Genomic DNA, 26,214 nt, shown 5'->3' with positions numbered 1-26,214 from the left:
ATGCCCATGGCCAGCCTTCTGGGAATCGACAATGGTTTGACCGTCACCAAGGCGGTTGTTTTCGACGTGGACGGGACGCAATTGTCCGTTGCGCGGCGGCGTGTGCCGCAGTCCATGCCGCGCCCGCGCTGGGTGGAACGCGACCCCGTCGGCCTCTGGAAGGCGACCGCCGAGGCCATCGCGGAAGCCATCGCTCTGTCCGGCCGGCCGGCCGAAGACATCAAGGCGGTGGCCGCGACGGCGCATGGCGACGGCGTCTATCTCCTCGACCGGGACAAGCGGCCCTTGCGAGCCGGCATCCTCTCGCTCGACAGTCGCGCGCTGGATGTCGTTGCTCGCTGGCGCGACAGCGCTCTCTTCTCGGACGCCCTTTCGCTGACCGGGCAGACGCCGCATGTTTCCGCGCCGTCCGCGCTCCTCGCGTGGGTGAAGGCGGAAGAGCCCGAGAATTTCTCTGGTATCGGCCATATCCTCGCCTGCAAGGACTGGCTGCGCTTCTGCCTGACGGGCGAAGTCGGCACCGACCGCACCGAGGCCAGCACGTCCTTCACCGATGTGAACACGCAAGCCTATTCGCCGGGCGCGATGACGCTTTTCGGGCTGGACGATCTCACCGCCGCCCTGCCGCCCATCTTCGGCTCGGGCGAGTGCGTCGGCACGGTGACGCGCGCGGCGGCGGCGGTGACGGGTCTTCGAGAGGGCACGCCCGTTGCCTGCGGGCTGCATGACGTCACGGCTTCGGCGCTCGGCATCGGCGCGCACAGGCCGGATGTGGTCGGCATCGTCGCCGGCACCTATTCGATCAACGAGGTCGTCAGCACCCGCCCACGCACCGACCCGCGCTGGTTCTGCCGCAACGCGATCGAGCCCGGCCAGTGGAACAACATGTCCATTTCGCCGGCCTCGACCGCCAATTACGACTGGTTTCTCGACCGGCTCTGCGAGCGCGACCAGCGCGCAGCGATTGAAGCGGGGCAGTCCATCCACGAGATTCTGGCCGCTGAGATGGACGGAGCCTTCCGCCGGCCTTCGACCCTGTTCTTCCATCCCTATCTCTTCGGCTCGCCGCATGGCGACACGGCGAGCGCGAGCTTCCTCGGCCTTCACGGCTGGCACGAACGAGGCGACATGCTGCGCGCCGTGCTGGAAGGGATCGCCTTCAACCATCGCACCCATGTCGATGCACTGCGCGACGGCTTCCCGTTCGAGCGCGCCATGCTGACGGGCGGCGGCTCGCGCAACCCGGCCTTCGCGCAGCTCTTCGCCGATGTTCTGGGAATGCCGGTGGAGGTGCCGGGCACGGAGGAGGCGGCCGCCTTTGGCGCGGCCCTGTGCGCCGGGGCGAGCGTCGGGCTCTACGCGTCGCCGCTGGCCGATCCGCGCGATCTGAGCGCGGTCACGCGCAGCTTCGAGCCGGATACGCGGCGCACGGCCGAGATGAACGAGCGCTTCGGCCTCTTCACGCGTCTCGCCGAAGCGCTGAAGCCCTACTGGCTGGAATTGGAAGCCATGGGCGCAGACCGTCCCGGCCACGCCTGATGGGCAAGGGCGACGATCGGCGCGAGGAGATCGCGACCTATGTCATCGCGCGCGGTCAGGTGCGGATCGACGATATGGCCGAGCATTTCGGTGTCTCGCGCATGACGATCCATCGCCATATCGACCAGTTGGCTGCGCAAGGCGTCTTGCGCAAGCTGCACGGCGCCGTGTCGGCGCAGCCGACCGGCATCTACGAGAGCCTGTATCGCTATCGCGAGACGGTCGCGACCTCCGAGAAGCGCGCGCTGGCGCAAGCTGCGCTGGCTCTGATCGAACCGGGGCAGGTCGTCATGCTGGACGATTCCTCGACGGCGGGGGCGCTCGCGCCGCACTTGAGCGAGCGCGCGCCGTTGACCGTCATCACCAACAGCCTTTCGGCCGCCCAGCATCTGAAGCAGATCGACGGGATCGATCTGATCGGCCTCGGCGGGCAGTATCATCGCACCTATGACGCTCTGATCGGCCATGTCTGCGAAAGCGCCATCGCGCGGCTGCGAGCCGATATCCTCGTGTGTTCCGCTTCCGCCGTCTCGGGCACCAGCGCCTTTATTCAGGACGGGCAGGTCGTGCGCGCCAAGCAGGCCATGATGGCCGTCTGCGCCTCTCGCCTGCTCCTGCTCGATACGACCAAATTCGGCAAATCCGCCCTGCATCACTTCGCCGACCTGTCCGACTTCGACGCGGTTCTCGTGCCTCGCCACATGGGCGACGAGCCGCGACGCGCGCTGGAGGCGGCCGGCGTACCCCTTCGTCTCGTGGAGACAGATTGATGACCTCGTTCCCTGAAACCCCTTCGCTTTTCGCCGACGCGCGCCTACATGCCCTGGATGGCGGCGAGATCGATGTTTTGATTCTGGGCGCGGGCGTCAATGGCGCGGGCCTGTTTCGCGATCTCTGCGAACAGGGCCTGACCTGCCTGATTCTCGACAAGGGCGATTTCGGCTCGGGCACCAGCGCTGCCCCCTCGCGCCTCATCCATGGCGGGCTCAAATATCTGGAAACCGGCGAGTTCGGTCTGGTCGCGCAATCGACGCTGGAGCGAAACCTCCTCCTGCGCAACGCGCCGCATTGCGTCGAGCCCCTGCCGACGATCATCCCTGCCTTTTCCTGGACGAAGGGCATCGGCGCGGCGCTGCGCACGCTGATGGGCTCCACCACCGCGCCGCGCAGCCGAGGCGGCGTGCTCATCAAGATCGGCCTCGCGCTCTACGATTTCTACGGCTCGCGCCATCGCGTCATGCCGCGCCACCGCCTGTCGGGGCGTGCCAAGTCCTTGCGCGACATGCCCATGCTGACGCCGTCCATCAAGGCGACCGGCCTCTATTACGACGCCAAGATCGCGCGGCCCGAGCGTCTGGTGCTCGAACTCGTGCAGGATGGCTTGCGCGCTTCGCCCCGCTCCGCCGCCGCCAATTCCGCCGAGCTTCTCGGGCTGGACGAGGGCGCTGTGGCCTTTCGCCTTGCCGATGGCGCGAGCCGTTCGGTTCGCCCGCGCATCACGATCAACGCGGCCGGCCCATGGATCGACCATGTGAACGCCCGGCTGGGCGCAGAGACCAAGCTGATCGGCGGCACCAAAGGCTCGCATATTCTGCTCGACCATCCGGAATTGCTGCGCCAGTTGAACGGGCGGATGATCTATTTCGAAGCGGATGACGGGCGCATCTGTCTTGTCTTTGACTATCTCGGCCGCGCGCTGGTGGGCTCCACCGACATCAAGGCGAACAATCCCGACTCGGTGCGCTGCGAGGACGACGAGATCGACTATTTCCTGGCGAGCCTGCGCAGCCTCCTGCCGGGCCTGTCCTTCGATCGCAACCAGATCGTCTATACCTATAGCGGCATTCGCCCGCTGCCGGCCTCCGATGCCAGCAATCCCGGCCTCATCAGCCGCGATCATTCCGCTCCGGTCACGGAACCCGGCGCGGGACGATCGTTTCCGATCATCTCGCTGGTCGGTGGCAAGTGGACGACCTTCCGGGGCTTTGCCGAAGAGGTGGCCGATACCGTCCTGTCCCGGCTGGGCAGGGCGCGCAAAGTCTCGACGCAGCATCTACCGATCGGCGGTGGGCGAGATTTTCCGGCGGACGAGGTGGCTCGTGCCGCCTGGATCGCGCGTGTCGCGAGCGAATCCGGCTTTGCGGCCGATCGGGTCGGCGAACTCCTGTCGCGCTACGGTACGACCGCTCGCGCGATCGCGGGGCATCGCGGACGCTGGACGGATGCCGACCGGCTGCCGGGCGCGGCGCATTACAGCCTGTCGGAACTTGACTTCATCCTGCGGCACGAATCCGTTCGTCATCTCGGCGATCTCGTGCTGCGTCGCACGACGCTCGCCGTTCGCGGCGAGGTAACGCGGCCGGTGCTGGAGCGGCTGGCGGACCATGCCGCCGAGGTTCTCGGCTGGGACCCGGCGCGCCGGGAGCGCGAGCTGACGCAGACCGCTGAAAGCCTTGTGACCTATCACGGCGTCACCCTTTAATCGTCGCCGCCGGCCGGGTCTGCTCCGGCCGGCGGCGAAACGATCAGCTTGGCATCGGGTCGGGCGAGGTCGTGTAGAGCGCGGTGCTGGGCGCCTGAGTCAGGCGTCGATAGCGCTCGAACTGCGCGAGCACGTCCGCGATCAGATCGTCCCGGCTGAAGCCAAGAACGTCATAGCCGCGCGAGCCGTCCGAGAAGCTGGTGCGCGCGGTCCAGACCTGCTCGCGGCGCGCTTCCGGCCGCGAGGCTTCGGCGGCCGAGAACATCATGGCCGGGCGCGCCGCCGGGGCGACGGCGTAAACGAAGTTGCGCGTCCCTTCCGCTTGAACCGTCAGGGAAATGCCGTCGTCCTCTCCGGATTCCACGGCAGCTTGCAGACCGCGACGATCCAGCTCGCGTCGAACCTCTTCCAACGCCGGCTGAACGGTTTTCTCCACGAAGGCCCGAACGCTCGCTTTGGTCGGGTGGTTGAGGATGGTCGCGAGCCGGGCCTGCCAACTGACGGAGCGGGTGCGAATGGCGGGCTGGGCCTGCCGATGCTCGTCCAGCCGTGCCATATCCGCTCTCATGCCCCGCAAAAGACCGAAGGCCAGCAGAAGCAGGATCACCGCGAAGGGCAGGGCACTGATCAGGGTCATGGTCTGAAGCGCGCTGAGGCCGCCGGCCAGAAGCAGGGCTGCTGCGACGGCCCCTTCCAGACTGCACCAGTAGATGCGCTGCCAGGTCGGCGTGTCGGAGTTTCCGCCCGCCGCGATCGTATCGATCACCATGGAACCGGAATCGGCCGAGGTGACGAAGAAGATTGCGACCAGAAGGCAGCTCAGAACCGACGCGACGCCAGACCAGGGCAGATATTCGAAGAACTGGAATAGCGAGACGGAAATATCCGCGCCGACCGCGCGCGAGATGGCGCCTGCAGCCGGCCCCATGTCCAGCGAAATGGCCGTGTTGCCGAAGACCGTCATCCAGAAGAAGGTGAAGGCCGACGGCACGAACAGGACGCCGATCACGAATTCGCGCACCGTGCGCCCACGCGAAATGCGGGCGATGAACATTCCCACGAAGGGCGACCAGGAGATCCACCACGCCCAGTAGAAGAGCGTCCAGTCGCTGATCCAGCTCTTCGGCTCATAGGCGTAGAGCTTGAAGGTCCGAGAGACGAAGTCGTTGAGATAGGTGCCGATGTTCTGAACAAAGGCGCGGAACAGAAATTCCGTCGGCCCGACCGCCAGCACGAAGAGCATCAGGACGATGGCGACCAGAAGATTGCCTTCCGACAGGCGGCGGATGCCCTTGTCGAGGCCGGAGACGACGGACAGCGTGGCGAGCGCCGTGACGAGGGCGATCAGTCCCACCTGCACGAGCGCGGTCTGCGGCACGCCGAAGAGATAGCCGAGGCCGGCATTGATCTGGAGAACGCCGAGGCCGAGCGAGGTCGCGATGCCGAACATTGTGCCGCAGATCGCGAAGATGTCGGCAGCGTGGCCGATCGGCCCGCTGATGCGCTCGCGGATCAGTGGGTAGAAGCCGGCGCGGATCGTCAGCGGCAGATTGTATCGAAACGAGAAATAGGCGAGCGACAGACCGACGATCGCGTAGATCGACCAGGCGTGAATGCCCCAATGAAAAAAGGTGATCGACATCGCCTGCCGCGCGGCGGCGAAGCTTCCGGGCGCTTCTTCCGGTGGCACGGAGTAATGCAGGATCGGCTCGGCCACCGCGTAGAACATCAAGCCGATGCCCATGCCGGCGGCGAACAGCATGGCCAGCCAGGAAACGTAGCGATATTCCGGCTCGGAATCGTCCGGCCCGAGCTTCAGATTGCCGTAGCGGCTGACCGCCAGAAACAGGACGGTGAAAACGAGAATGCCGACGGCGAGCAGATAGAACCAGCCGAAACTACCGAGAATAAAGGATTGCGTAGCCGAGAAAATCCGGTTGGCGTCCGACGGGTCGGCGACGCCGAAAAGCGCCAGCAAAAAGATGATGGCACTGGCCGTGAAGAAAACCGGCTTGTTGATCGTGGATGCGGACAAAAGGCAGGTGGTCCCTTGTTCATGACGAAAAGCCCTCGACCGATCATCGAGAGCTTGGTCATCAAGACTTAGTGGACGATCCGGTCATGGGAACCGGCCCTGCCATAATCCTGCCCTCAATCGGACGGTTTTCAGCCGCAGCTTCGGTGCCGCGGCCCTTGGCGCGAGGATTGTCCCCACGCTATCCCGATCGGTTTTCGCCTTGCCGGCGATCAGCCGCGCCGGCCTTGAGTCAGGTCACGCTCGATGTCGAAGCCCGCGCCCAGGCGCATCTTGTAGACCTGATAATTCTCCATCACGCGCTGAACGTAATTGCGCGTCTCGGTGAAGGGGATCAGCTCGATCCAATCCACGACCTTGTCGATGCTCTGGCCGCGCGGGTCGCCGAACCGGTCGATCCATTCCTTTGCCCGGCGCGGGCCGGCATTGTAGGCCGCGAAGGTCAGGATGTAGGAGCCCGAGAAGTTCGAGATCTGCTGGCCGAGATACTGGCTGCCGAGCAGGGCGTTGTAGGACGTGTCGTTCAGGAGACGGGTGTCCGAATAGGGAAGGCCGGCATTCTTGGCGAGGCCCTTGGCCGTCGCCGGCATGACCTGAAGCAGGCCGAGCGCGCCGACCGGCGACTTGGCGCGCGGGTTGAAGGCGCTTTCCTGCCGGGCGATGGCATAGGCCAGCGCCTTGCCACTGGCCGAGATATTGGCGCTCTCGGGAATGACGCCGACCGGGAAGGCCAGGGCCGGCGCGTTGACGCCGCGCCCGTAGGCGGTCTTTCCGACGGTGAGCGCCAGCGCATGGTCGCCGCGCCGCTCCGCCATGGAGGAGAGGATGGCGAGTTCGCCGGGGCTGTCGAGGTCTTCCGCCAGCGCCTTGTAGAGCGCGTCGGCCCGGCTTTCCGATCCGATCTGTTCCAGACGCTTGATGGCGCGAACGGCCTCGCGGTTCTCGAAATTGCGGCGCTCGGCGTCCGATGGGCGGGGATAGGCGATCGGGCCGGGATTGCGCCCGAGCTTGGCCGCCGCCAGCTGCCCATAGAAGGTCGCACCGTGTCGCGCGGCCTGCTCGTAATAGGTGCGCGCATTGCCGGGGCCGCCCGCTTCCGCCGCACGGCCGAGCCAATAGAGGGCGCGCGACTGCGACAGGGGACGCGAGGAGATCGACTGAATGCGGCTGAAATGCTTGGCGGCGGTCGCCGGATCGTTGAGATAGCGAAGCGCATACCAGCCGGAATGGAACTCGGCCTCGACGGCCTCCGTCTGCCCTTCGGCGGAATGGTTGGCGACGAGGCGATAGGCGGCCTTGCGGTCGCCCTTCTCCAGAAGCATCCGCGAGATGATGCGCCGCTCGTTCCACCATGCGTCGGCATCGACCAGACTGTCGCGGTCGCGCGGGGCGCGCTCGATCAGGGCCGCCGCCTCTTCGATCCGGTCCTTCTTGCGCAGGTTCTCGGCGGCGGTGAAGAGGTAGCTCGGGTCCGAGCGCAGATTGGCCGGCACCTTGGCCAGGAGCGCGTCGGCATTGCCGTCGCCGCGAATGGAGGCGGCGCGGGCGCGGAAGAGCGATTCCGCGTTGGCGAGGCTCGCGAGACGCTGCGCATCCGACACGCGGTCGGCGTAAAGCAGCATGTCCATGCGGAACTTGTGATCGGCCCGCGTCAGAAGCGCGCCGAAGTTCGACAGCATCTGCGTTTCGGTCGCCTTGTCGAACTTCTCGTGACGCCAGAAGCGCACGATCAGGCCCTTCGCCTTGCCGGCCTGACCCAGCTCGATAAAGGCCCGGGCAAGCGCCATCGCGCCTTCGGGCGTGCGCGGCGCGTCCTGCCCGAAGGCGGCCACGACGTCGCGCGCGGGCATCCGCTCGCGGTTCAGCGCGCGCTCCAGATTGGCGCGGATCACCTTCATGCCGGGCCAGCTGCGCAGCTCCATCGCCGTGTGAGCGATTTCGGCGGCCGGAACATCGGTCGTGCCGCGCAGGGCGATGGCCCAGGAGAGAATGTGCCGGTCGAGCGAGCCGGGCGCCATGCCCTCGCGAATGGCCAGTGCGCGCGGAATGTCGCGCCAGGTTGCGTCGAGCCCGTCCTTCAGATCACCGCGCATGGGCGCGATGCCGGACACGCGCGAGCCCATGGCCGCGATGGAGGAGGTGAAGGCCATCGTGTCGGCAGCCGGCGCGGGGCTCGGCGCGCCGGGCTGGCGCAGCAGCGGATTGCCGGAGGGAGCCGGCGCGCCGAAGCGTTCCTGGCTCGGCTCCGGCTCGGATGACCCGCGCCCGAGGCCAAGGCCGAGCGAGGGCATCTTGAAGCTCGGCATGGGGATGCGGTCGAGAAGAGACTCCGCATTCGCTGAACCGGCCATCAGCGCTGCCAGAACGGCTGGCAGAAGAAGGACCTTGGCGCGGGTCGCGTGTCTCATGGTGAATCCCGTCAGAATGCCATCACATGGACGCCTCGAAAGGCGTAAGATCAACGAACTTTCCACCATCGCTATGAAGAACTCGTAAACCATGCCGGTTCGCACGTCGGCCCAACGCCACAGACCGGGGGACGGCGCTTCCGCCATACGGCTTGTCGCTTGTCTCCACTCGGCGGCTTTATTATGGTGCCGCGTCCGCGCGGGGGCGAGAGCGCTGAAAAGCCGCTCCGCCGCGGCGCGGATGGTCGATAGCTGCCGGCATTCTCGCGCTTCGCGTGGCGGACCATCCCCTCACTATTTCAGTCGCCGGGAGTGACGACATGACCTTCAAGGGCTCGATGACGGCTCTAGTGACACCCTTTGCCACGGACGGCAGCGTGGACGAAGCGGCGTTTCGCGAACTCGTGGAATGGCAGATCGCGGAGGGCACGCACGGTCTCGTTCCCGTGGGAACGACCGGCGAAAGCCCGACGCTGACCCATGACGAGCACAAGCGCGTGGTCGAGCTTTGCATCGAGACGGCGGCCGGCCGCGTTCCCGTGATCGCGGGGGCGGGCTCCAACAATACGATCGAGGCGATCGACCTCGCCCGCTCGGCCGAGCAGGCGGGGGCGGACGGCATTCTGGTGGTCACGCCCTACTACAACAAGCCGACCCAGCGCGGGCTCTACGAGCACTATGCCGCCGTGGCGCGCGCGGTGACCAAGCCCATCATCATCTACAACATTCCGCCCCGCTCGGTGATCGACATGACGCCCGAGACGATGGGCCGTCTGGCGGCGGACTTCCCCAACATCGTCGGCGTCAAGGATGCGACCGCCAAGCTCGACCGCGTGTCCGAACAGCGCATCACCTGCGGCCCGGATTTCATCCAGCTGTCGGGCGAGGACGCCACCGCCCTCGGCCATATCGCGCATGGCGGCCATGGCTGCATTTCGGTGACGGCCAATGTCGCGCCGCGCCTGTGCGCCGAGTTCCAGAACGCCTGCCTCAGCGGCGATTTTGCGAAGGCGTTGGAGTATCAGGATCGTCTGATGCCCCTGCACAAGGCGATCTTCATGGAGCCGGGCCTGTGCGGCACGAAATATGCCCTGTCGCGCCTTGGCAAGGGCCGCGCTGTGGTGCGCCTTCCGCTGGTTCCGATCGAGGCTTCGACCGAGGCTGCGATCGACGCCGCGCTGCGCCATGCCGGGCTTCTGAATTGACGAGCGGCCTCTCCAGCCTCATCTAGAGGCGAGATCACATTCATGACGATCGGGGCGCTGACGGCGCCCCGTTTCGCAACCGGACGGACCCCATGGCCAAGAAGCCGGCACGAAACAATGTCGCCGCCGAAAACCGCAAGGCGCGCTTTCACTACGAGATCATCGACACGCTTGAGGCCGGCCTCGTTCTGACAGGCACGGAGGTGAAGTCGCTGCGCGAGGGGCGGGCGACCATCGCCGAATCCTATGCGACCGAGGAAGGCGGCGAGATCTGGCTGATCAATTCCAACGTACCGGAATATCTCCAGGCCAATCGCTTCAACCACGAGCCCAAGCGCCGTCGCAAGATCCTCGTTCACGCCGCCCAGCGCAACCGGCTGGCCGGCGCGGTGCAGCGCGATGGCATGACGCTCGTGCCGCTGAAGATTTACTTCAACGAGAAGGGACGGGCGAAGCTCGAACTGGCTGTGGCGCGCGGCAAGAATGCGCCCGACAAGCGCGAGACCATGAAGGAGCGCGACTGGAACCGCCAGAAGCAGCGCGTGCTGAAAGAGGGCGGGCGCGACTGACGCGCCGAGTTTCCAAGCAGCCTCCCAGCCTTCACGCATATTCCGCTTGCGCGGCGAAGCGTCTCGGCTCAGCATGGCCCCGGCGCATCTGGGAGGCTGCGAGATGACGGACTTCACCATTCTGCCCGAAGGGCTGGAGGCTCCGAGAGACGACGGCGGAGCGTCGCATCTGGTGGGGCGGCGTCTGCCGTCCCTTTCTCTCTCGTCCACGTCGGGCGGCACGGTCGATCTGGCACGGCTGAATGGGCTGGCCGTTTTGTATCTTTATCCCATGACCGGTCGGCCCGGCCTGCCGCTGCCCGGCGGCTGGAACGAGATTCCCGGCGCGCGCGGCTGCACCCCGCAGGCCTGCGGTTTTCGAGATCATTTCGCGGCGTTGCGCTCGCTGGATGTCACGCATGTCTTCGGCATTTCCACGCAGACCACGGCCTACCAGCGCGAGGCGGTGGAGCGGCTGCATCTGCCGTTTCCGCTTCTGTCGGACGCCACGCTCGAACTGGTCGACATGCTGGATGTCCCGGTCTTCGACGTGGACGGCGACGCGCTGTTCAAGCGTCTGACGATGATCGCGCGGGACGGCGAGATCGTGAAAGTCTTCTACCCGATCTTCCCGCCGGACAAGAACGCGGAAGAGGTTCTGGACTGGCTGAGCGAAGAGCGAGAGGCGCATCGCGCGCGCCCGCTTTAGAGCCAGGACCAAAACCCTTCGGGTCGATCCGCCGGGTCTTTCCGTCCCCGATCATCGTTGCCGATGCTCGCCGATGCGCTGCATCGTCTTCGCTCGGCGCCTCGCCGGGAACGAAAATCCCTTGCCGGCTCTCCGCCGCAGGGTTCTGTCCCCGGGTCTTAGGGCTCAGCTATCCTGGCCGAGATGCCGGGCGACGGTCTCGAAGACGTCCGCGAACATGGCTTCCGTCAGCCGACCTGTATTGGTGTTGTAGCGTGAGCAATGATAGCTCGACACGACGAAGCGGCCGGAGACCTCGTGCGCGCCGCCATGGCTGAAGGGTGCGTCCTTCGGTTTCGCGCCCAGCGCGCGAAGGGTCGAGTCATGCGCGATGCGGCCCAGCGTCACGATCGCGGAGAGACGCGGGAAGCTTTCGATCGTCGGCACGAGAAAGCGCCGGCAATCGTTGATTTCCTGGCCGTTCGGCTTGTTTTCGGGCGGCACGCAACGCACGGCATTGGTGATCGCCGCGCCCACGAGCCGCAGACTGTCATCGGGGCGCGCTTCGAACTCGCCCGATGCGAAACCGAAGCGCTTCAGCGTGGCATAGAGAAGATCGCCGGCATAATCGCCCGTGAACGGCCGGCCCGTGCGGTTCGCCCCTCGCACGCCCGGCGCGAGGCCCACCACGAGAAGCCGAACGCTGTCCTGGCCTTCTGGTGGCAGGAAGGAGCGAACGGGGCCGTTGTGCCAACTCGGCTCGCGCTCGCGCCATTCCTGCCGAAAGGCCGCAAGGCGCGAACAGATCGGGCAGTCGTACGGCGGGGCGGCCTGGTCGGGTTCTGTCGGATGCACGAGGAGAAAACCGCCCGTGATCAATCGTTGTCTTCGACGGGCAGCGTCTCGTCCGCTTCCAGCCGGCGGGCCAGCCGGGCCTCGCGCTCGGCCGGATTGCGCCCGATCTCGGTCTGAAGCGAGCGCAGGTCGATGAAATGATCGGCCTGCCGGCGCAGATCGTCCGCGATCATCGGCGTCTGCGAAGACAAGGTGGAGACGACCGAGACCTTGCGCCCCTTGCGCTGCAGCGCCTCGACCAGCGAGCGGAAATCGCCGTCGCCCGAGAAGAGCACGAAATGATCCACCGTCTCGGCCAGCTCCATGGCATCGACCGCCAGTTCGATGTCCATATTGCCCTTGATCTTGCGCCGGCCCATGGCATCCGTGAATTCCTTGGCCGGCTTGGTGACGACGGTGTAACCGTTATAGTCCAACCAGTCGATCAAGGGGCGGATGGAAGAGTATTCCTGATCCTCGATCATCGCCGTGTAGTAATAGGCCCGCAGAAGATAGCCGCGTTTCTGGAAGGCCGTCAGCAGCTTCTTGTAGTCGATGTCGAATCCCAGCGCGCGGGACGTGGCGTAGAGATTGGCTCCATCAATGAAGAGGGCGATCTTTTCGCGGGGATCGAACATGGAGGGGCTTTCGGAAATGCGATGGGAAGCGAAGGAGCCTGAAACCCGTTCCGCGGACGGGACACGAAGGCGTTATATACGACGCAAAATAGGGCGGAAGTCGTATGGCGCCAATGGGGCACAATATAATGCGAATGCCATAAAAAGATGGCTGCCCCTTGAGATTCATTTGTCAAGGGACTACACGGGCGGTTCAGCTTCTTGCCCCCGTTCCCGAGGAGACAGGCCATGGCCCGCGTCACCGTAGAAGATTGCGTCGATAAGGTCGAGAATCGTTTTGAGCTCGTCCTGCTCGCCAGCCACCGTGCGCGCCAGATCGCCCAGGGCCAGCCGATCACGGTCGATCGCGACAACGATAAGAACCCGGTTGTCGCGCTGCGCGAGATTGCGGACGAAACGCTTTCGCCCGACGATCTGAAGGAAGACCTTATCCACTCGCTGCAGAAGCATGTCGAGGTGGACGAGCCCGAGCCCGCCGCGCCGACCTCGAGCGCCCTGCTCGAAGGCCCGAGCGAAGGCGTCATCACCGCGTCCGAGGACGACGACGACAATGTCGCCTTCGACCGCATGTCGGAAGACGAGCTTCTCGCCGGCATCGAAGGCCTCATCCCGCCGGAAAAGAACGAAGATTTCTAATCTGCGACGCGATTGGGCCTTTCTCGGCTTTCGCAATGCAACCTATATAGAGGGGGTGCCGACTTCAGGGTCGGCGCCCCCTTTTCGGTTCAGATGGAGACGGCGTCCGGTCATGATGCGTCAGTATGAGCTTGTCGAGCGCGTGGCGGCCTACAAGCCAAACCTCGACGAGGCTCTTCTGAACAGGGCCTATGTCTATGCCATGCAGAAGCATGGTGCACAGATGCGCGTGAACGGCGATCCCTACTTCTCGCATCCGCTGGAAGTGGCCGCAATCCTCACAAAGCTGCATCTCGACGAAGCGACCATCGCCGTCGCCCTTCTGCACGACACGATCGAAGACACGGACGCCACCCGCAAGGAGATCGACCAGCTCTTCGGCGCCAAGATCGGCCAGCTGGTGGAAGGGCTCACCAAGCTGAAGCGGCTCGACCTCGTGTCGAAAAAGGCCGCTCAGGCCGAGAACCTGCGCAAGCTTCTGCTCGCCATCGCCGACGATATCCGCGTGCTTCTGGTGAAGCTCGCCGATCGCCTGCACAATATGCGCACGCTTCATCACATGAAGATCGAGAAGCGCGCCCGCATCGCCCAGGAGACGATGGATATCTATGCCCCGCTCGCCGGGCGCATGGGAATGCAGGACATGCGCGAGGAGCTGGAAACGCTCTCCTTCAAGCATCTCAACCCGGAGGCTTTCGAGACCATCTCGACCCGGCTCGCCGAACTCATGGATCGCCACGCGCTGACGATCAACGAGATCGAGCGCACGCTGACCGAGAAGCTGAAGGAAAACGGGATCGAGGCGCAGGTCTCCGGTCGGCAGAAGAAGCCCTATTCGGTCTTCTCCAAGATGCAGCGCAAGGCGCTTTCGCTGGAGCAGCTTTCCGATATTTTTGGCTTCCGCGTTCTCGTCGGCACGGAAGAGGATTGCTACCGCACGCTCGGTATCGTCCACCGGACGTGGCCGCTCGTACCCGGCCGCTTCAAGGACTACATCTCGATCCCGAAGCAGAACGACTATCGCTCGATCCACACGACGATCGTCGGCCCTTCGCGCCAGCGCGTCGAGCTTCAGATCCGCACGCAGGCCATGCACCACATCGCCGAATACGGCATCGCGGCGCATGAACTTTACAAGGATGGCGAGCACGCGCTTTCCACCGAATCCTCGGCCTATGCCTGGCTGCGCCGCACCGTCGAGATGCTGGCCGAAGGCGATCAGCCGGAAGAGTTTCTCGAGAACACGCGGCTGGAGCTGTTTCAGGATCAGGTCTTTTGCTTCACGCCGAAAGGCCGCCTCATCGCTCTGCCGCGTGGCGCGACGCCGATCGACTTCGCCTATGCCGTTCATACCGACGTTGGCGACACCTGCGTCGGCTGCAAGATCGACGGGCGCATCATGCCGGTCGTCACCGAACTCACCAATGGCGACGAAGTCGAGATCATCCGTTCCAAGGCCGCGACACCGCCCCCGGCTTGGGAAACGGTGGCGGTAACCGGCAAGGCCAAGGCCGCGATCCGGCGCGCGACGCGCCTAGCCATCCGTAAGCAATATTGCGGCTTGGGTCAGCAGATCCTGGAGCGCACCTTCCAGCGCGCGGGCAAGACCTTCACGCGCGACGGGCTGAAACCCTATTTGTCCAAGGTCGGGCATCGCGATGTCGAGGATGCTCTGGCCGCCGTCGGGCGCGGCGAGTTGGCGTCCAACGACGTGTTCCGCGCCGTCCATCCGGATTTTCAGGACACGCGAGTCACGAAGACCTCCGCCAAGCCGGATGGCGACGGCTGGTTCACATTGAAGTCGGGCACCGGCATGGTGTTCCGTCTGCCGAACCATCTGGAAGGTGGCTCCAACGGCTTCACGCATGGCGACCTGCCGGTGCGCTTCAACCCGGACGGGGCGGTGCCGGGCGATCGCATCATCGGTATTCTGGAGCCGGGGCAGGGGATCACGATCTTCCCGATCCAGTCTTCCGCGCTGACGGCCTATGACGACGTACCCGATCGCTGGATCGACGCGCGCTGGGATTTGGACGCTCAGATGACGCAGCGCTATCCCGCGCGCATCAAGCTTTGCGCCTTGAACGAGCCGGGGGCGCTCGCCGAAATCGCCGAGACGATCGCCCTCAACGACGCCAATATTCACAGCCTCTCGCTGACGGCGATCGCGCCCGACGTGTCCAGCATGGTGATGGATCTGGAGGTCTGGGATCTCCAGCATCTGACCCGAACGATCAATCAGTTGCGCGGAAAGGCTTGCGTGACCGACGTGGTTCGTGTGAACGGCTGAACCCGGCAGGGAATCGCTGGGGCAGGCCGGGTTATATGGACACGAACGACGTCATCGACATTTTCCGCAAGGCGGGTGCCTTTCTGGAAGGGCACTTCATTCTGACATCGGGCCTGCGCAGCCCGATCTTCCTGCAGAAGGCGCGGGTCTTCATGCACCCGCACTACACCGAGACCCTTTGTAAGGCGCTGGCCGAGAAGCTGCGCGCCAGCGTGGATGGCGAGATCGACTATATCGTCGGCCCGGCGGTCGGCGGCCTTATCCCGGCCTATGAGACCTCTCGGCATCTGGGCGCTCCGTCGATCTATGTGGAGCGTGAGAACGGCGCGTTCCGCCTGCGCCGCTTCGAAATTCCCGCAGGCGCGCGGGTCGTGATCGTGGAAGACATCGTGACCACGGGCCTGTCGATCCGTGAAACGATCACCTGCCTGCGCGATCTGGGTGGCGAGGTTCTGGCGGCCGGCTGCGTGGTGGACCGTTCGGCAGGCAAGGCCGATATCGGCATCCCCCTGATTTCCCTCGCTCAATATGAGGTTCCGGCCTATCATCCCGACGATCTGCCGCCGGAGCTTGCCGCAATTGCGCCGATCAAGCCGGGTAGCCGGTCGTTGTGACGCTTCCTCTGAACGTTTAGGATTCCGATGCTGTTTCGGCGGCGCCAGCCAGAAACTCGATTGCAGCGCGTGCGCTCGGCCCTGTGGCCGCGCCGCTCCTGGCGCCGTTCGCTGCGCTACATGCAGAAGCGCGTTCTGCGCCTGCGCGCCACGCCCCATGCCATCGCGGCGGGTGTTGCGGCGGGCGTCTTCGCGACCTTCACGCCCCTTATCGGGTTTCACTTCCTGCTCGCCTTCGCCCTTGCCTATTGCATCGCCGGCAACATGGCGGCCGCCGCGCTCGGGTGCCTTGCCGGCAATCCGCTGACCTTTCCCTTCATCTGGGCCTCCACCTACGAGGTCGGGCGCTGGGTGCTGCGGGCCGAGGTGCCGAACGGTGAGGCGCCTCCCGGTTTGCAGGCGGCCTTGGCGCAGTTCAACATTTCCGCCATCTGGGAGCCCTATCTCAAGCCCATGCTGGTCGGCTCGGTGCCGCTTGGGCTCGGCTTCGGCTTGGTGAGTTATGTCCTGGTTCGCTGGGGCGCGAGTTCGTTTCAGGCCGCCCGCGCCAGGCGTGCTCAGGAAAAGGCCGCCGCGCGCCCGCGTCCCGCCATGATGACGTCCATTCGGCAGGATGCCGCCTGATGATCGTGGGAATCGGCAGCGACCTGATCGATATCCGGCGCATCGAGAAAACGCTGGAGCGGCACGGCGAGCGTTTCATCGCCCGTGTCTTCACGCCGATCGAACAGGCCAAATCCGAACGCCGGGCTCAGCGCGCGGCCTCCTACGCCAAGCGCTTCGCCGCCAAGGAAGCCTGCGCCAAGGCGCTGGGAACCGGCTTGTCGCAAGGCGTCTTCTGGCGTGACATGGGCGTCGTCAACCTGCCGGGCGGCAAGCCGACCATGGCGTTGACGCAAGGGGCGGCCGAGCGTCTGGCGGCCTTGATGCCGGCCGGCCATCGGCCCGTGATCCATGTGACGATCACGGACGATTTTCCGCTCGCGCAGGCTTTCGTCATCATCGAAGCACTGCCGCAAGAGTGCGCTTAACGCTTCTCTAACGATTGCCTGTGGGCCGGCGAGGCTTTACAGAGCCCGTTGCATAGGGCGGCCTCGAGAGGGGCCGCGGCCGAATCCCTTTCCCGCATGAGACCATCCGGCACGAGCCGATGGCGCGCGGGCAGGGCGGCGAACAGGAAGGACTCCGCATGGTCGACCGGACCGTTGGCAAGAAGAAGAAGGAAGGTTGGGGCGAGACGATCAAGGTCATCGTCCAGGCGCTTCTTCTGGCGCTCGTCATCCGCACCGTCCTGTTTCAGCCCTTCTCGATCCCGTCGGGCTCGATGATGCCGACGCTTCTGATCGGCGACTATCTCTTCGTTTCCAAATGGAGCTACGGCTTCTCGAAATTTTCGCTGCCCTTCTCGCCGGATCTGTTCGAAGGGCGCATTCTCGCCTCCGATCCGCATCGCGGCGATGTCGTGGTGTTCCGCAAGCCGAGCGAGCCGCAGACCGACTATATCAAGCGTCTGATCGGCCTTCCCGGTGACCGCGTACAGATGCGCGACGGCGTTCTGTATCTGAACGGTCAGGCGGTTCCGAAAGACCCGGCCGGCTTCTTCGTCACCAGCGGCGGCACGCAGATTCCGCAGTTCCGCGAGACGCTGCCGAACGGCGTGACCTATCTGACCCTCGACGCCGATCCCGATTCCATCGGCGACAACACGCGTGAATTCCTCGTGCCTCCCGATCATTATTTCATGATGGGCGACAACAGGGACAACTCGCTCGATAGCCGCTTCGACGTCGGCTACGTGCCCTTCGAGAATTTCGTCGGCAAGGCGCAGGTCATCTTCTTCTCGATGGAGAATGACGCCTCGCCGCTGGAATTCTGGCGCTGGCCGACAAGCCTGCGGCCGAGCCGGATTCTCACATGGCTCGGGTGAGAGGGTCCGGCCCCGCGCTCGACCGGCTCGAGGAGCGCCTCGGTATCACCTTCAAGGACAGGGCGCGCCTCGAGCGCGCCCTGACCCATTCCAGCCTCGTCAAATCCGGGTCGAGTTCGAGCTACGAGCGGCTGGAGTTCCTGGGCGACCGGGTGCTCGGACTCACCATCGCCGAGAAGCTGTTCCAGCTTTTTCCCCAGTCGGACGAGGGCGATCTCTCGCTGCGGCTGAACGCGCTGGTGAGCGCGGAGACCTGCGCGGCCGTGGCCGACGATCTCGGCCTACCGGAATTCATCCGTCACGGCGCCGATTTGAAGCGCGCGGCCGCAGGGCGCAACCGCAATATCCGCGCCGATGTCGTGGAAGCGCTGATCGCCGCCATCTATCTCGACCATGGGTTGGAGGTCGCGCGCAGCTTCATCCTGACTCATTGGGAAGAGCGCTTCGGCCAAGTCGCCGAAGCCCGGCGAGATCCCAAGACCGAGCTCCAAGAATGGGCGCACAAGCAGGCGGGCGTTCCGCCCGTCTATGAACAGATCGAGCGCAGCGGGCCGGATCATGAGCCGGTCTTCACCGTGCGCGCGAGCGTGCCGAATTACGAGCCGGCTGAAGGGCGCGGGCGGTCCAAGCGGATCGCCGAACAAAACGCGGCGGAGGTCATTCTCCTGCGCGAGGGCGTCTGGCAGTCTGAGCCCGGCAAGACCCAATCGTAAGTGACGCCTGCGGCCAGAAGCCGAGCAGCGTCCGACATGCTAAAAGGGCCGTCAAGCATCGGCCGAAACAAGGAGATCCTATTGACCGACGACCTGCCGAACGACCAACCTGCCACCGAAGGCACTGACACGGCGACCGGCCCGACCCATTCGGGCTTCGTGGCGCTTCTCGGCGCGCCCAATGCCGGCAAGTCGACGCTCGTCAACCAGCTCGTCGGCACCAAGGTTTCCATCGTCACGCACAAGGTGCAGACGACACGCGCGCTGGTGCGCGGCATTGCGATCCGCGACCGCACGCAGATCGTCTTCGTGGATACGCCGGGCGTCTTCAGCCCCAAGCGCCGCTTGGACCGCGCCATGGTCAAGACGGCCTGGGGCGGGGCCAAGGATGCCGATCTCGTCCTGCCGATCGTGGATGCCCAGCGCGGCGTCAGCGAAGAGGTCGAGGCCATTCTTCAGCGCTTGAAGGACGTCAAGCAGCCGAAGATCCTGCTTCTGAACAAAGTGGATCAGATCAAGCGCGAGAAGCTTCTGGGCCTGACGCAGGAAATCTCGGCCAAGGGCGAGTTCGAGCGCGTCTTCATGATCTCGGCTCTGAACGGCTCGGGCTGCGACGATCTGATGGCCTATCTCGCCCAGCGCCTCCCGGAAGGGCCTTGGTACTATCCCGAGGATCAGATTTCCGATCTGCCGCTGCGCCAGCTCGCCGCCGAGATCACACGCGAAAAGCTTTTCCTGCGCCTGCATCAGGAACTGCCCTACGCCTCGACGGTCGAGACCGAGCTTTGGGAAAACCGGCCGGACGGTTCGGTTCGCATCGAGCAGACGATCTATGTCGAGCGCGACTCGCAGAAGGCCATCGTGCTCGGCCACAAGGGCGAGACGGTGAAGGCGATCGGGCAGGCCGCGCGCAAGGAAATTGCCGAAGCCGCCGAGCAGAAGGTGCATCTCTTTCTGTTCGTCAAAGTGCGCGAGAACTGGGGCGACGATCCCGAGCGCTATCGCGAAATGGGGCTCGACTACTCGTCCTGACGCGACGTTGAAGCCGGGTTCGCAAGACCTTAAATTCTACGAATGACGAGCCGCGAAACCTCCTGTTTCGCGGCTCGTTCGATTCGAAGGCTGATCCATGGAATGGCGTGAGGAAGGCATCGTGCTCGGCGTGCGCCGCCAGGGCGAGACCAGCGCCGTTGCGGAGATCATGACGCGCGATCGCGGCCGGCATCTCGGCCTCGTGCGGGGCGGGCGCTCGCGCAAGCTTCAGCCGGTTCTCCAGCCGGGCAATCAGGTCGAGGCGACATGGCGCGCGCGGCTGGACGAGCATCTGGGCTTCATGACGGTGGAGCCCGTGCAACTCCGAGCTGCGCATCTCATGGAAAGCGCCATCGGCCTTCACGGCATTCAGCTGCTGGCCGCCCATATCCGGCTTTTGCCCGAGCGCGACCCGCATCCGCGCCTCTATGACGCCATTCAGACGATCGTCTCGCATCTGGGCACACCGCTTCTGGCTGGCGCTCTCATGCTGCGCTTCGAGGTCATGCTGCTGGAGGATCTGGGGTTCGGGCTCGATCTCGAGCAATGCGCCGCATCCGGGCGGCGCGACGATCTCGTCTATGTCTCGCCGAAATCCGGCCGCGCCGTCAGCCGCGAGGCTGGTGAGCCCTGGAAGGACAGGCTCCTACCGCTGCCCGGCTTTCTGGTCGGCGCGGACGAGACGCTGGACGGCGACGGTCTGATCGAGGGGTTCCGCATGACGCGCTTCTTTCTGGCGCGCCATGTCTGGGAGCCGCGCGCGATCGATGAGCCCGTGGCGCGAAACGGCACGTTGGGCGCGATCGAGCGCGGCTTATCAGCTCGATAGGTCTCAGACTTCCAAAGGCAGGATGAAGGGCGTTCCGCTGAAGGCGTTCTCGCCGCGCCCGATGGATCGGATCGCCTCGATCATGCGACCCTGCCGCCCGAGCCGGCTGTCGGCCAGCGAAACCAGAAGGGCATTGGGCGTCGCCGAGGGCGCGCGGCGGCGCAGTTCCTGCGCGAGTTTCATCTCGTCCAACTCTGGATTGATCGCGCACGCGAGAATATAGGCCGCCGCCGTGGAGCGGCTGATGCCGGCCCAGCAATGGATGGCGAGCGGTTGGTGACGGTCCCATCGCAGGCCGAATTCCAAGAGCTGGTCGAGATGGTCTTCGCCGGGCTGGGTCAGACCTTCGGACGGAGCGGAGATATCGTTCATGCCCAGAAACAGATGCCGCTCGGGCGCGATGCCGCTCGGGCGCTCCACGGGCGTGTCGGCATTGATCAGCGTGACGACATCGAGCGCGCCGTGGGTGGCGACAGTGCCGGGCAGATCGGCGAGGGAGGAGACGACGAGATAGGTCATGACGGCACCTTTGCGGGCGGCGAGGAGGAGAGGCGAAGCGCGGCGTCGAGCTGGTCGAAGCGGCGCAGAAAGAGCGCGCCGACGTCGGAGGCGGGCAGGGGAAGAAAGCGGGCCTCATCGATCGCGCCCGAACCGGGCTGCCCGAATAGATGGGTCGCCTCTTCGGGCGTGAAGCCCGCCAGAAGCTTGGCCTCGAAATGCGCCGATTGCCGATCGGCCGATTTGATCAGTCGCAGGATGGGCGCGGGCAGGCGCTCGGGCAGGCCGAAGCGGCGGTGGATCGCGGCCTGAAGACGCGCTTCGATCCCCTTGTAATCGCCGCCGAGCACCGCCTTGAACGGGGATATCATGTCTCCAATCACATATTCCGGCCCGTCATGAAGGAGCGCTGCGAGGCGCCAGCGCGGATCGGGCTCGTGGCTCGCCACGATCTCTTCCACGATCAGCGAATGCTGGGCGACGGAGAAAGCATGATCGCCCGTGGTCTGGCCGTTCCAGCGTGCAACGCGTGCGAGCCCATGGGCGATATCGCTGATTTCGACATCGAGCGGCGAGGGATCGAGCAGATCGAGCCGGCGGCCCGACAACATCCGCTGCCAAACGCGAGGCGGCGTGGTTTTTCGCGGGGGCGCAGGCTGACGTCTCATGCTTCTCCGTCGCCCGCTTCGCCGGCATCGGGCAGCGTATAGCCCGCCCAGGCCGGCACCTCGGCCTCGATGGGAACGCCGTCTGCCGAGAGCGTCTGTCCGGCCCTGAGCGCGTCCGCCAGACGGTCGATCCGGATCATGCCGATGCCCAGAGATTCGCTTGCGGAGAGAACCGTGCCGAGCGATTTGCCACCTGCTTCGATGGACGCGCCCGGCGTCAGATGCCGCTCGGCCCGCAGCACCATGATGCGGCGGCGGGCCGTGCCGCGATGCTGCATCCGGGAGACGACCTCCTGCCCGACATAGCATCCCTTCTTGAAGGAAACGCCCTCGTTCTGATCAAGCAGCACGTCATGCGGGAAAACATCGGAGGCGGGAAAGTCACGCTCGGCTTCCGCGATGCCGAGCGACAGGCGCAGGCGCTCGAACCCGGCTGCGTCCTCTCCGGCCGCCTCGGCCGCTGCGCCATAGAGTCGGAATACGCCGTCCGGAAACCGGCGATCGATCAAAGCCTCTGGACCGAGTGAATCCTCGCCCCAAAGCGCTGCGACGGCTTCGTCCGACGGTTTGATCTCGACCTTGGCGCGCAGCTTGTAGAGCGTCAGCCGCTTGGCGAGATCGCCGCGCGCGCCCGCTGCCACGTCCAGCCGCAGCGCCTCGCTCGTTTGGCTCACGAGAAAATCGAACAGGATTTTGCCCTGAGGCATCAACAGCGCGGCGGGGCGGACTTCGCCCGGCGTCAGCTTGCCCAGATCGGCGGTCACGAGATTTTGCAGGAAATCCTGCGCGTCGGCACCCGACAGAATAAGCACGGCGCGGTCGGTCAGGCGAGCGGAGGGCATAAGCTTGCGTCCCATTGCGGCGTTTGGCGATCGAAGCTTCGACGTCCGAAAGCTCCGGCCCCGACAGTTGGGAGGCCGGACCTGACAGGCCTGTCCATGCTTCCCAACTGCCTTTAGAAGGCGTGGGGATCGTATCTGACGGAACGGCGCCAAGAAGCAAGGAGTGGATGATGAGCAAAGGGTTCGAGCGGGTTTTGCGAGGCGGAACCGTCGTCAATCAGGACGGGACCGGTCCCCGCGACATCGGCATCCGCGACGGGCGCATCGCCTTTATCGGCTCGATTCCCGCTGGCAGCGGCGGGGAGGAGATCGACTGCACGGGCCTGCACATCCTGCCTGGCGTGATCGACAGCCAGGTGCATTTTCGCGAGCCCGGCCCGACGCATAAGGAAGACCTCGAATCGGGCTCGCGCGCGGCGGTTCTCGGCGGCGTCACCTGCGTCTTCGAAATGCCCAATACCGACCCGCTCACCACCAGCGAGGCCGCGCTGGCCGACAAGGTGAAGCGCGGCCATCACCGGATGCACAGCGATTTTGCCTTCTGGGTCGGCGGCACGCGGGAGAACGCGCCCGATGTGGCCGAGCTGGAGCGCCTGCCGGGTGCGGCCGGCATCAAGGTCTTCATGGGCTCGTCCACGGGCTCACTGCTTGTGGAAGACGACGAGGGCGTGCGCGAAATTCTCAAGCGCACCCGTCGCCGCGCGGCCTTCCATTCGGAAGACGAATTCCGCCTGCGCGAGCGTCTTGGCCTGCGTGTCGAGAACGATCCGTCTTCGCATCCGATCTGGCGCGACGAAGTGGCGGCGCTGCAATGCACGGAGCGTCTGGTGCGTATTGCCGAGGAGACCGGCGCGCGCATCCATGTGCTTCATATCTCGACCGCCGAGGAGATTCTCTTCCTTGCGGAGCACAAGACCAACGCGACCTGCGAGGCGACCCCCCATCATCTGACGCTGACGGCGGACGACTATCTCAGGCTCGGCACCAAGCTTCAGATGAACCCGCCCGTGCGGGACGCGAAGCATCGCGACGGCATCTGGTTCGGCATCGAGCAGGGGATCGTGGATGTTCTCGGCTCCGACCATGCGCCCCATACGCTGGAGGAAAAAGCCAAGCCCTATCCCGCCTCGCCCTCGGGCATGACGGGCGTGCAGACGCTCGTGCCGGTCATGCTGGACCATGTGGCCAAGGGGCGTCTGTCGCTGGAGCGCTTCGTGGACCTGACCTCGGCCGGCCCGCAGCGCATTTTCGGCCTTTCGGGCAAGGGGCGGATCGCGGTCGGATGGGACGCCGATTTCACCATTGTCGATCTCAAGCGCCGCGAGACGATCCGCAACGAGTGGATCGGCTCCAAGTCGCAATGGACGCCGCATGACGGGCGCGAGGTCACGGGCTGGCCGGTCGGCACGATCGTGCGCGGACGGCGCGTGATGTGGGACGGGGCGCTGGTCGAGACCGCACAGGGCGAGGCGGCGCGCTTCGTGGAAACCCTCGCGCCGCGCGCCTGAGGCGCAAACCTGAGACAGAAAAGCCGGCGACGCTCAGTCGCCGGCGATGAAGAACTCGAACCGGCCTTCGGGCGAGATGCCGACGCGGTAGAAATCATAGGAGCCGTTGCCGACCATGCGCTCGTAATCGCCGGCGGTCACGAGTTCGAAGAGTTCCACGAGCTGCGGCTTGGTCAGCTTTTCCAGATTCACCTGCGTGAAATAGGGCCACATATACAGCTCGTTCTCGCCGCCCGGATCGAGCCGGACATAGCCCGCCTGAAGCGTTTCGAGCAGGATCGCCAGAAGCTCGACGCCTTGGCCGTCGCCCGAGGCGTTCTTGAGAATTTCGATCGGGTCCTGCCCGTCGTCGCTGGTGGAAACGGCCGTGGCTTCCGAGCCGGTTTCCAGAAGCGGGCGAAGCTTTTCGATCTCGCCGGTCTTGGCGGCTTCGATCAGCTTGCGCCTGAGATCGCGCACAGGGGCGGGCAGCTTGTCTTCGCCATAGAGGATCTCGGCCGGCGGAACGTCGCTGACGGGGGGGGCGCTCGCGGCCTTGTCCGGGTCTGCCACCTTGCCGGCGTCAGGTCCGCTGGCTGGTGCTGTGGGGGCGGCCTGTGCCGGGGCGGGCGGAGCGGCTTCCGGCGGGCGCTCGGTTGCAGGCGGGCTGTTGGGCGCGGGCTGCGCGGCGGCGGGCGGAGCCTCGGCCGGCGGTGTCGCGGGCGGTGCGGCCGGCGGCGCGGGCTCGGTGCCGGGAACCGGAGGCAGCGGCACGGAAACGATGCCGCCCTGCCGTGTGGCGGCGCCGCCGTCCTGATCGGTGATCTGCGAAAAGGCGAGGGCGGAGGAGGAGACGCCGACCGCCATGGCCAGCGCCCCCATCAGCCCAAACACGCGGAATGAGGGGGGTCGCATGGAAAGATCCTTGGGAAGGCCTACTGAAGGGAGCGGTCGTGGCGGAACTCGCCGAATTCGATGCGCTTGCGCAGCGAATCGATCATGTCGAGCACCTCGGTCTCGCCGTAGCGGCGCACGAGTTCGGTGACGGCGGTCGAGATCGCCGTTTCGGCCAGGATCTCGGTCTCGATCCCGTCGGAGATTCCGTCCGCCCAGGCCTCGTTATGATACTCGATGGCGACCTGTTTCTTTTCGGCGATGATCATCTCGTCGAGTTCGGAACCGTGCAGGTCGATCATGCCGATGTCTCCATCTTTCAAGTTCAGCCCCGCGCCTCATGCGCGGGTCGAAACGGAGCGGCAAAGCTCCGTTCTTAATGCAATCTTAATTCCCGTACCTTGCGCTGATCTCTCGCGAAAGGTTCGCACCTTCTTCGAGGTATCTTTCCATGGCCACCGTCGCAGCCGGGGTACAGTTTCGATAGGTCGAGGCGAAGGAGCGGTAGCCCTGGTTGAAACTGGCCACCAGAAGTCGCTTGTCTGCCTCGTTGGGCGCCTGCGCCTTCAGGATGTCGTCCATCTTTTCGCGCCAGACGCCGGCATCGGCATCGCCGCAAAGCCCGCGTAGGAAATGCATCGAGCCGAGAATCGTCGCCAGCCGCCCGAGCGGCTTCATATAGGCGGCGTTGGTCGGCTTCACGATGTCCTCGGCCGCGGGTTTGGTCTCGTCCGGCTTGGCCTTCTTGTCCTGCGCCGCTGCCACGCCGGCCGGCACGAGGCCGAGCAGAAGACTGAAAGCGCAAACTAGGGACGGCAAAGAACGCCTGAAACTCATGAGGCGAGGTTTGCCGGTGGATTAAGGAGATTGCAAGACGCACCGGGACAGGTCCGCAATATCCCCGCATTAAGGTTATCGCGGGGCGGTCCCGTGACGCTTTCGGGCCGCCGCGATGACGTCGAGCAAGCCATCCGTCGTCGAGCCGGTTTGGGAGAGTATCTCCAACTCCGCCGGCGACACGAAGCGCGCGTCGGCCGCATCGTCGGCCGCTTGCGGGGGCGTGTCCGGCGAAGCCGCCGCGAGCGCGCGAAACACCGCGATCACGGCGTGAGCGCCGTTCGGCGCATCGATCGCCTCGTGAATCTGGACGAACGCCACTTCCGCGACGGGAAGGCCGGTTTCCTCCAGCGCCTCGCGCCGCACCGCATCCTCCAGCCGCTCGCCGAACTCCACCCGCCCGCCCGGAAGGCTCCAGAGGCCGGCGAAGGGGGCTCGGCCGCGCAGGACGAGCAGCACCTCCTCGCCGCGAAAGATGCAGATGGAAACGGCGACGACGGGGCGGGGGGCGTTCATGGGGGAAGTTCTACTGCCTGCCACCGCGTCCGGCCAGCCCTTGCGCGTCGCGCA

27 protein-coding genes are annotated in these 26,214 nt (G+C 65.2%); 16 read left to right on the top strand and 11 right to left on the bottom strand.

The features are described from left to right. The first annotated feature begins 6 nt into the window (after positions 1 to 6). The 3 genes from NS365_RS08590 to NS365_RS08580 are packed head-to-tail and all read left to right on the top strand — an operon-like array spanning position 7 to position 4,021. Positions 7 to 1,539: an FGGY-family carbohydrate kinase gene (locus tag NS365_RS08590; RefSeq protein ID WP_058599860.1), complete on the top strand. Its 1,533-nt coding sequence runs from the start codon at positions 7 to 9 to the stop codon at positions 1,537 to 1,539. Next, complete coding sequence (locus NS365_RS08585; protein ID WP_058599859.1) at positions 1,539 to 2,309, top strand: DeoR/GlpR family DNA-binding transcription regulator; 771 nt, start codon at positions 1,539 to 1,541, stop codon at positions 2,307 to 2,309. The genes NS365_RS08590 and NS365_RS08585 overlap by 1 nt, the downstream gene beginning before the upstream one ends. Further along, positions 2,309 to 4,021, top strand: coding sequence for a glycerol-3-phosphate dehydrogenase/oxidase (locus NS365_RS08580; RefSeq protein WP_058599858.1), 1,713 nt, complete (start codon positions 2,309 to 2,311; stop codon positions 4,019 to 4,021). Before NS365_RS08585 ends, NS365_RS08580 begins: the two co-directional genes overlap by 1 nt. 43 nt (positions 4,022 to 4,064) lie before the next feature. On the opposite strand, the gene NS365_RS08575 is transcribed toward NS365_RS08580, so the two are convergent. Continuing rightward, on the bottom strand, positions 4,065 to 6,056 hold the full coding sequence (locus NS365_RS08575; RefSeq protein WP_058599857.1) for a BCCT family transporter: 1,992 nt from the start codon (positions 6,054 to 6,056) through the stop codon (positions 4,065 to 4,067). A 212-nt stretch (positions 6,057 to 6,268) separates the two neighbouring features. Then, positions 6,269 to 8,464 carry a lytic transglycosylase domain-containing protein gene (locus NS365_RS08570; RefSeq protein ID WP_058599922.1) on the bottom strand — a complete coding sequence of 732 codons (2,196 nt, stop codon included), beginning with the start codon at positions 8,462 to 8,464 and terminating at the stop codon, positions 6,269 to 6,271. Positions 8,465 to 8,784: 320 nt separating this feature from the next. Here NS365_RS08570 and dapA point away from each other — a divergent pair, with 320 nt between their 5' ends. The 3 genes from dapA (at position 8,785) to NS365_RS08555 (ending at position 10,926) form a co-directional block, all read left to right on the top strand. Beyond that, positions 8,785 to 9,669, top strand: coding sequence for a 4-hydroxy-tetrahydrodipicolinate synthase (dapA, locus tag NS365_RS08565; protein WP_058599856.1), 885 nt, complete (start codon positions 8,785 to 8,787; stop codon positions 9,667 to 9,669). A 92-nt stretch (positions 9,670 to 9,761) separates the two neighbouring features. Further along, the gene (gene smpB, locus NS365_RS08560) at positions 9,762 to 10,238 is read left to right on the top strand and encodes an SsrA-binding protein SmpB (RefSeq protein WP_058599855.1); all 477 of its coding nucleotides are present in this window, start codon (positions 9,762 to 9,764) and stop codon (positions 10,236 to 10,238) included. A 103-nt stretch (positions 10,239 to 10,341) separates the two neighbouring features. Then, complete coding sequence (locus tag NS365_RS08555; protein WP_058599921.1) at positions 10,342 to 10,926, top strand: peroxiredoxin; 585 nt, start codon at positions 10,342 to 10,344, stop codon at positions 10,924 to 10,926. A gap of 165 nt (positions 10,927 to 11,091) precedes the next feature. On the opposite strand, the gene NS365_RS08550 is transcribed toward NS365_RS08555, so the two are convergent. Both NS365_RS08550 and NS365_RS08545 read right to left on the bottom strand, forming a co-directional pair. Further along, on the bottom strand, positions 11,092 to 11,784 hold the full coding sequence (locus tag NS365_RS08550) for a uracil-DNA glycosylase (protein WP_082684510.1): 693 nt from the start codon (positions 11,782 to 11,784) through the stop codon (positions 11,092 to 11,094). After that, the gene (locus tag NS365_RS08545) at positions 11,781 to 12,377 is read right to left on the bottom strand and encodes an NYN domain-containing protein (RefSeq protein ID WP_058599854.1); all 597 of its coding nucleotides are present in this window, start codon (positions 12,375 to 12,377) and stop codon (positions 11,781 to 11,783) included. Before NS365_RS08545 ends, NS365_RS08550 begins: the two co-directional genes overlap by 4 nt. 228 nt (positions 12,378 to 12,605) lie before the next feature. Here NS365_RS08545 and rpoZ point away from each other — a divergent pair, with 228 nt between their 5' ends. The 9 genes from rpoZ (at position 12,606) to recO (ending at position 20,418) form a co-directional block, all read left to right on the top strand. Beyond that, positions 12,606 to 13,013 (top strand): DNA-directed RNA polymerase subunit omega, encoded by a 408-nt coding sequence (rpoZ, locus tag NS365_RS08540; RefSeq protein ID WP_058599853.1) that lies wholly within the window; start codon positions 12,606 to 12,608, stop codon positions 13,011 to 13,013. A 112-nt stretch (positions 13,014 to 13,125) separates the two neighbouring features. Then, positions 13,126 to 15,303: a RelA/SpoT family protein gene (locus NS365_RS08535; protein WP_058599852.1), complete on the top strand. Its 2,178-nt coding sequence runs from the start codon at positions 13,126 to 13,128 to the stop codon at positions 15,301 to 15,303. A gap of 35 nt (positions 15,304 to 15,338) precedes the next feature. Beyond that, positions 15,339 to 15,917 carry an orotate phosphoribosyltransferase gene (gene pyrE / locus NS365_RS08530; protein ID WP_058599851.1) on the top strand — a complete coding sequence of 193 codons (579 nt, stop codon included), beginning with the start codon at positions 15,339 to 15,341 and terminating at the stop codon, positions 15,915 to 15,917. A 27-nt stretch (positions 15,918 to 15,944) separates the two neighbouring features. Then, positions 15,945 to 16,541 (top strand): DUF2062 domain-containing protein, encoded by a 597-nt coding sequence (locus tag NS365_RS08525; RefSeq protein WP_058599850.1) that lies wholly within the window; start codon positions 15,945 to 15,947, stop codon positions 16,539 to 16,541. After that, positions 16,541 to 16,948 carry a holo-ACP synthase gene (acpS, locus tag NS365_RS08520; RefSeq protein WP_058599849.1) on the top strand — a complete coding sequence of 136 codons (408 nt, stop codon included), beginning with the start codon at positions 16,541 to 16,543 and terminating at the stop codon, positions 16,946 to 16,948. Before NS365_RS08525 ends, acpS begins: the two co-directional genes overlap by 1 nt. 158 nt (positions 16,949 to 17,106) lie before the next feature. Next, entirely contained in the window at positions 17,107 to 17,844 is a 738-nt protein-coding gene (gene lepB / locus NS365_RS08515) for a signal peptidase I (protein WP_058599919.1), read from the top strand. Then, positions 17,832 to 18,557: a ribonuclease III gene (gene rnc / locus NS365_RS08510; RefSeq protein ID WP_058599848.1), complete on the top strand. Its 726-nt coding sequence runs from the start codon at positions 17,832 to 17,834 to the stop codon at positions 18,555 to 18,557. Before lepB ends, rnc begins: the two co-directional genes overlap by 13 nt. 81 nt (positions 18,558 to 18,638) lie before the next feature. Further along, positions 18,639 to 19,589 carry a GTPase Era gene (gene era, locus NS365_RS08505; protein WP_244493545.1) on the top strand — a complete coding sequence of 317 codons (951 nt, stop codon included), beginning with the start codon at positions 18,639 to 18,641 and terminating at the stop codon, positions 19,587 to 19,589. 97 nt (positions 19,590 to 19,686) lie between these two features. Then, positions 19,687 to 20,418, top strand: coding sequence for a DNA repair protein RecO (gene recO / locus NS365_RS08500; protein WP_058599847.1), 732 nt, complete (start codon positions 19,687 to 19,689; stop codon positions 20,416 to 20,418). Positions 20,419 to 20,421: 3 nt separating this feature from the next. On the opposite strand, the gene NS365_RS08495 is transcribed toward recO, so the two are convergent. From NS365_RS08495 to NS365_RS08485, 3 genes are read right to left on the bottom strand one after another with little or no spacing between them, the layout of a single operon-like run. After that, positions 20,422 to 20,937 carry a tyrosine phosphatase family protein gene (locus NS365_RS08495; protein WP_058599846.1) on the bottom strand — a complete coding sequence of 172 codons (516 nt, stop codon included), beginning with the start codon at positions 20,935 to 20,937 and terminating at the stop codon, positions 20,422 to 20,424. Next, positions 20,934 to 21,584 (bottom strand): HD family hydrolase, encoded by a 651-nt coding sequence (locus NS365_RS08490; RefSeq protein WP_082684509.1) that lies wholly within the window; start codon positions 21,582 to 21,584, stop codon positions 20,934 to 20,936. The genes NS365_RS08495 and NS365_RS08490 overlap by 4 nt, the downstream gene beginning before the upstream one ends. Further along, entirely contained in the window at positions 21,581 to 22,426 is an 846-nt protein-coding gene (locus tag NS365_RS08485; RefSeq protein WP_058599917.1) for a YgfZ/GcvT domain-containing protein, read from the bottom strand. Before NS365_RS08485 ends, NS365_RS08490 begins: the two co-directional genes overlap by 4 nt. 167 nt (positions 22,427 to 22,593) lie before the next feature. Between NS365_RS08485 and NS365_RS08480 the strand changes: the two genes are divergently transcribed. Then, positions 22,594 to 23,934, top strand: a complete 1,341-nt coding sequence (locus NS365_RS08480; RefSeq protein ID WP_430515416.1) for a dihydroorotase — start codon at positions 22,594 to 22,596, stop codon at positions 23,932 to 23,934. Between the two features lie 33 nt (positions 23,935 to 23,967). On the opposite strand, the gene NS365_RS08475 is transcribed toward NS365_RS08480, so the two are convergent. From NS365_RS08475 to NS365_RS08460, 4 genes are all read right to left on the bottom strand, one after another. After that, the gene (locus NS365_RS08475) at positions 23,968 to 24,828 is read right to left on the bottom strand and encodes a hypothetical protein (protein ID WP_153003706.1); all 861 of its coding nucleotides are present in this window, start codon (positions 24,826 to 24,828) and stop codon (positions 23,968 to 23,970) included. Positions 24,829 to 24,848: 20 nt separating this feature from the next. Next, entirely contained in the window at positions 24,849 to 25,109 is a 261-nt protein-coding gene (locus NS365_RS08470; RefSeq protein ID WP_058599843.1) for a hypothetical protein, read from the bottom strand. An 85-nt stretch (positions 25,110 to 25,194) separates the two neighbouring features. Further along, positions 25,195 to 25,626 carry a TIGR02301 family protein gene (locus tag NS365_RS08465; protein ID WP_058599842.1) on the bottom strand — a complete coding sequence of 144 codons (432 nt, stop codon included), beginning with the start codon at positions 25,624 to 25,626 and terminating at the stop codon, positions 25,195 to 25,197. Positions 25,627 to 25,719: 93 nt separating this feature from the next. Next, complete coding sequence (locus NS365_RS08460) at positions 25,720 to 26,160, bottom strand: NUDIX domain-containing protein (protein ID WP_058599841.1); 441 nt, start codon at positions 26,158 to 26,160, stop codon at positions 25,720 to 25,722. Positions 26,161 to 26,214: the final 54 nt, after the last annotated feature.

It is taken from the genome of Aureimonas ureilytica, assembly GCF_001475935.1.
Taxonomy (GTDB): Bacteria; Pseudomonadota; Alphaproteobacteria; order Rhizobiales; family Rhizobiaceae; genus Aureimonas; species Aureimonas ureilytica_A.
The sequence above is the reverse complement of the archived record's forward strand: the minus strand, read 5'-3'. Positions and strand labels throughout refer to the sequence as shown.

Coding starts and splice junctions, on each gene's coding strand:
- smpB (WP_058599855.1), top strand. CDS start 9,762: ATGGCCAAGAAGCCGGCACGAAACAATGTCGCCGCCGAAAACCGCAAG.
- rnc (WP_058599848.1), top strand. CDS start 17,832: ATGGCTCGGGTGAGAGGGTCCGGCCCCGCGCTCGACCGGCTCGAGGAG.
- dapA (WP_058599856.1), top strand. CDS start 8,785: ATGACCTTCAAGGGCTCGATGACGGCTCTAGTGACACCCTTTGCCACG.
- NS365_RS08585 (WP_058599859.1), top strand. CDS start 1,539: ATGGGCAAGGGCGACGATCGGCGCGAGGAGATCGCGACCTATGTCATC.
- NS365_RS08495 (WP_058599846.1), bottom strand. CDS start 20,937: ATGACCTATCTCGTCGTCTCCTCCCTCGCCGATCTGCCCGGCACTGTC.
- NS365_RS08475 (WP_153003706.1), bottom strand. CDS start 24,828: ATGCGACCCCCCTCATTCCGCGTGTTTGGGCTGATGGGGGCGCTGGCC.
- NS365_RS08555 (WP_058599921.1), top strand. CDS start 10,342: ATGACGGACTTCACCATTCTGCCCGAAGGGCTGGAGGCTCCGAGAGAC.
- NS365_RS08580 (WP_058599858.1), top strand. CDS start 2,309: ATGACCTCGTTCCCTGAAACCCCTTCGCTTTTCGCCGACGCGCGCCTA.
- rpoZ (WP_058599853.1), top strand. CDS start 12,606: ATGGCCCGCGTCACCGTAGAAGATTGCGTCGATAAGGTCGAGAATCGT.
- acpS (WP_058599849.1), top strand. CDS start 16,541: ATGATCGTGGGAATCGGCAGCGACCTGATCGATATCCGGCGCATCGAG.
- NS365_RS08460 (WP_058599841.1), bottom strand. CDS start 26,160: ATGAACGCCCCCCGCCCCGTCGTCGCCGTTTCCATCTGCATCTTTCGC.
- NS365_RS08590 (WP_058599860.1), top strand. CDS start 7: ATGGCCAGCCTTCTGGGAATCGACAATGGTTTGACCGTCACCAAGGCG.
- NS365_RS08490 (WP_082684509.1), bottom strand. CDS start 21,584: ATGAGACGTCAGCCTGCGCCCCCGCGAAAAACCACGCCGCCTCGCGTT.
- NS365_RS08525 (WP_058599850.1), top strand. CDS start 15,945: ATGCTGTTTCGGCGGCGCCAGCCAGAAACTCGATTGCAGCGCGTGCGC.
- pyrE (WP_058599851.1), top strand. CDS start 15,339: ATGGACACGAACGACGTCATCGACATTTTCCGCAAGGCGGGTGCCTTT.
- NS365_RS08535 (WP_058599852.1), top strand. CDS start 13,126: ATGATGCGTCAGTATGAGCTTGTCGAGCGCGTGGCGGCCTACAAGCCA.
- NS365_RS08480 (WP_430515416.1), top strand. CDS start 22,594: ATGATGAGCAAAGGGTTCGAGCGGGTTTTGCGAGGCGGAACCGTCGTC.
- lepB (WP_058599919.1), top strand. CDS start 17,107: ATGGTCGACCGGACCGTTGGCAAGAAGAAGAAGGAAGGTTGGGGCGAG.
- NS365_RS08570 (WP_058599922.1), bottom strand. CDS start 8,464: ATGAGACACGCGACCCGCGCCAAGGTCCTTCTTCTGCCAGCCGTTCTG.
- NS365_RS08470 (WP_058599843.1), bottom strand. CDS start 25,109: ATGATCGACCTGCACGGTTCCGAACTCGACGAGATGATCATCGCCGAA.
- NS365_RS08545 (WP_058599854.1), bottom strand. CDS start 12,377: ATGTTCGATCCCCGCGAAAAGATCGCCCTCTTCATTGATGGAGCCAAT.
- NS365_RS08485 (WP_058599917.1), bottom strand. CDS start 22,426: ATGCCCTCCGCTCGCCTGACCGACCGCGCCGTGCTTATTCTGTCGGGT.
- recO (WP_058599847.1), top strand. CDS start 19,687: ATGGAATGGCGTGAGGAAGGCATCGTGCTCGGCGTGCGCCGCCAGGGC.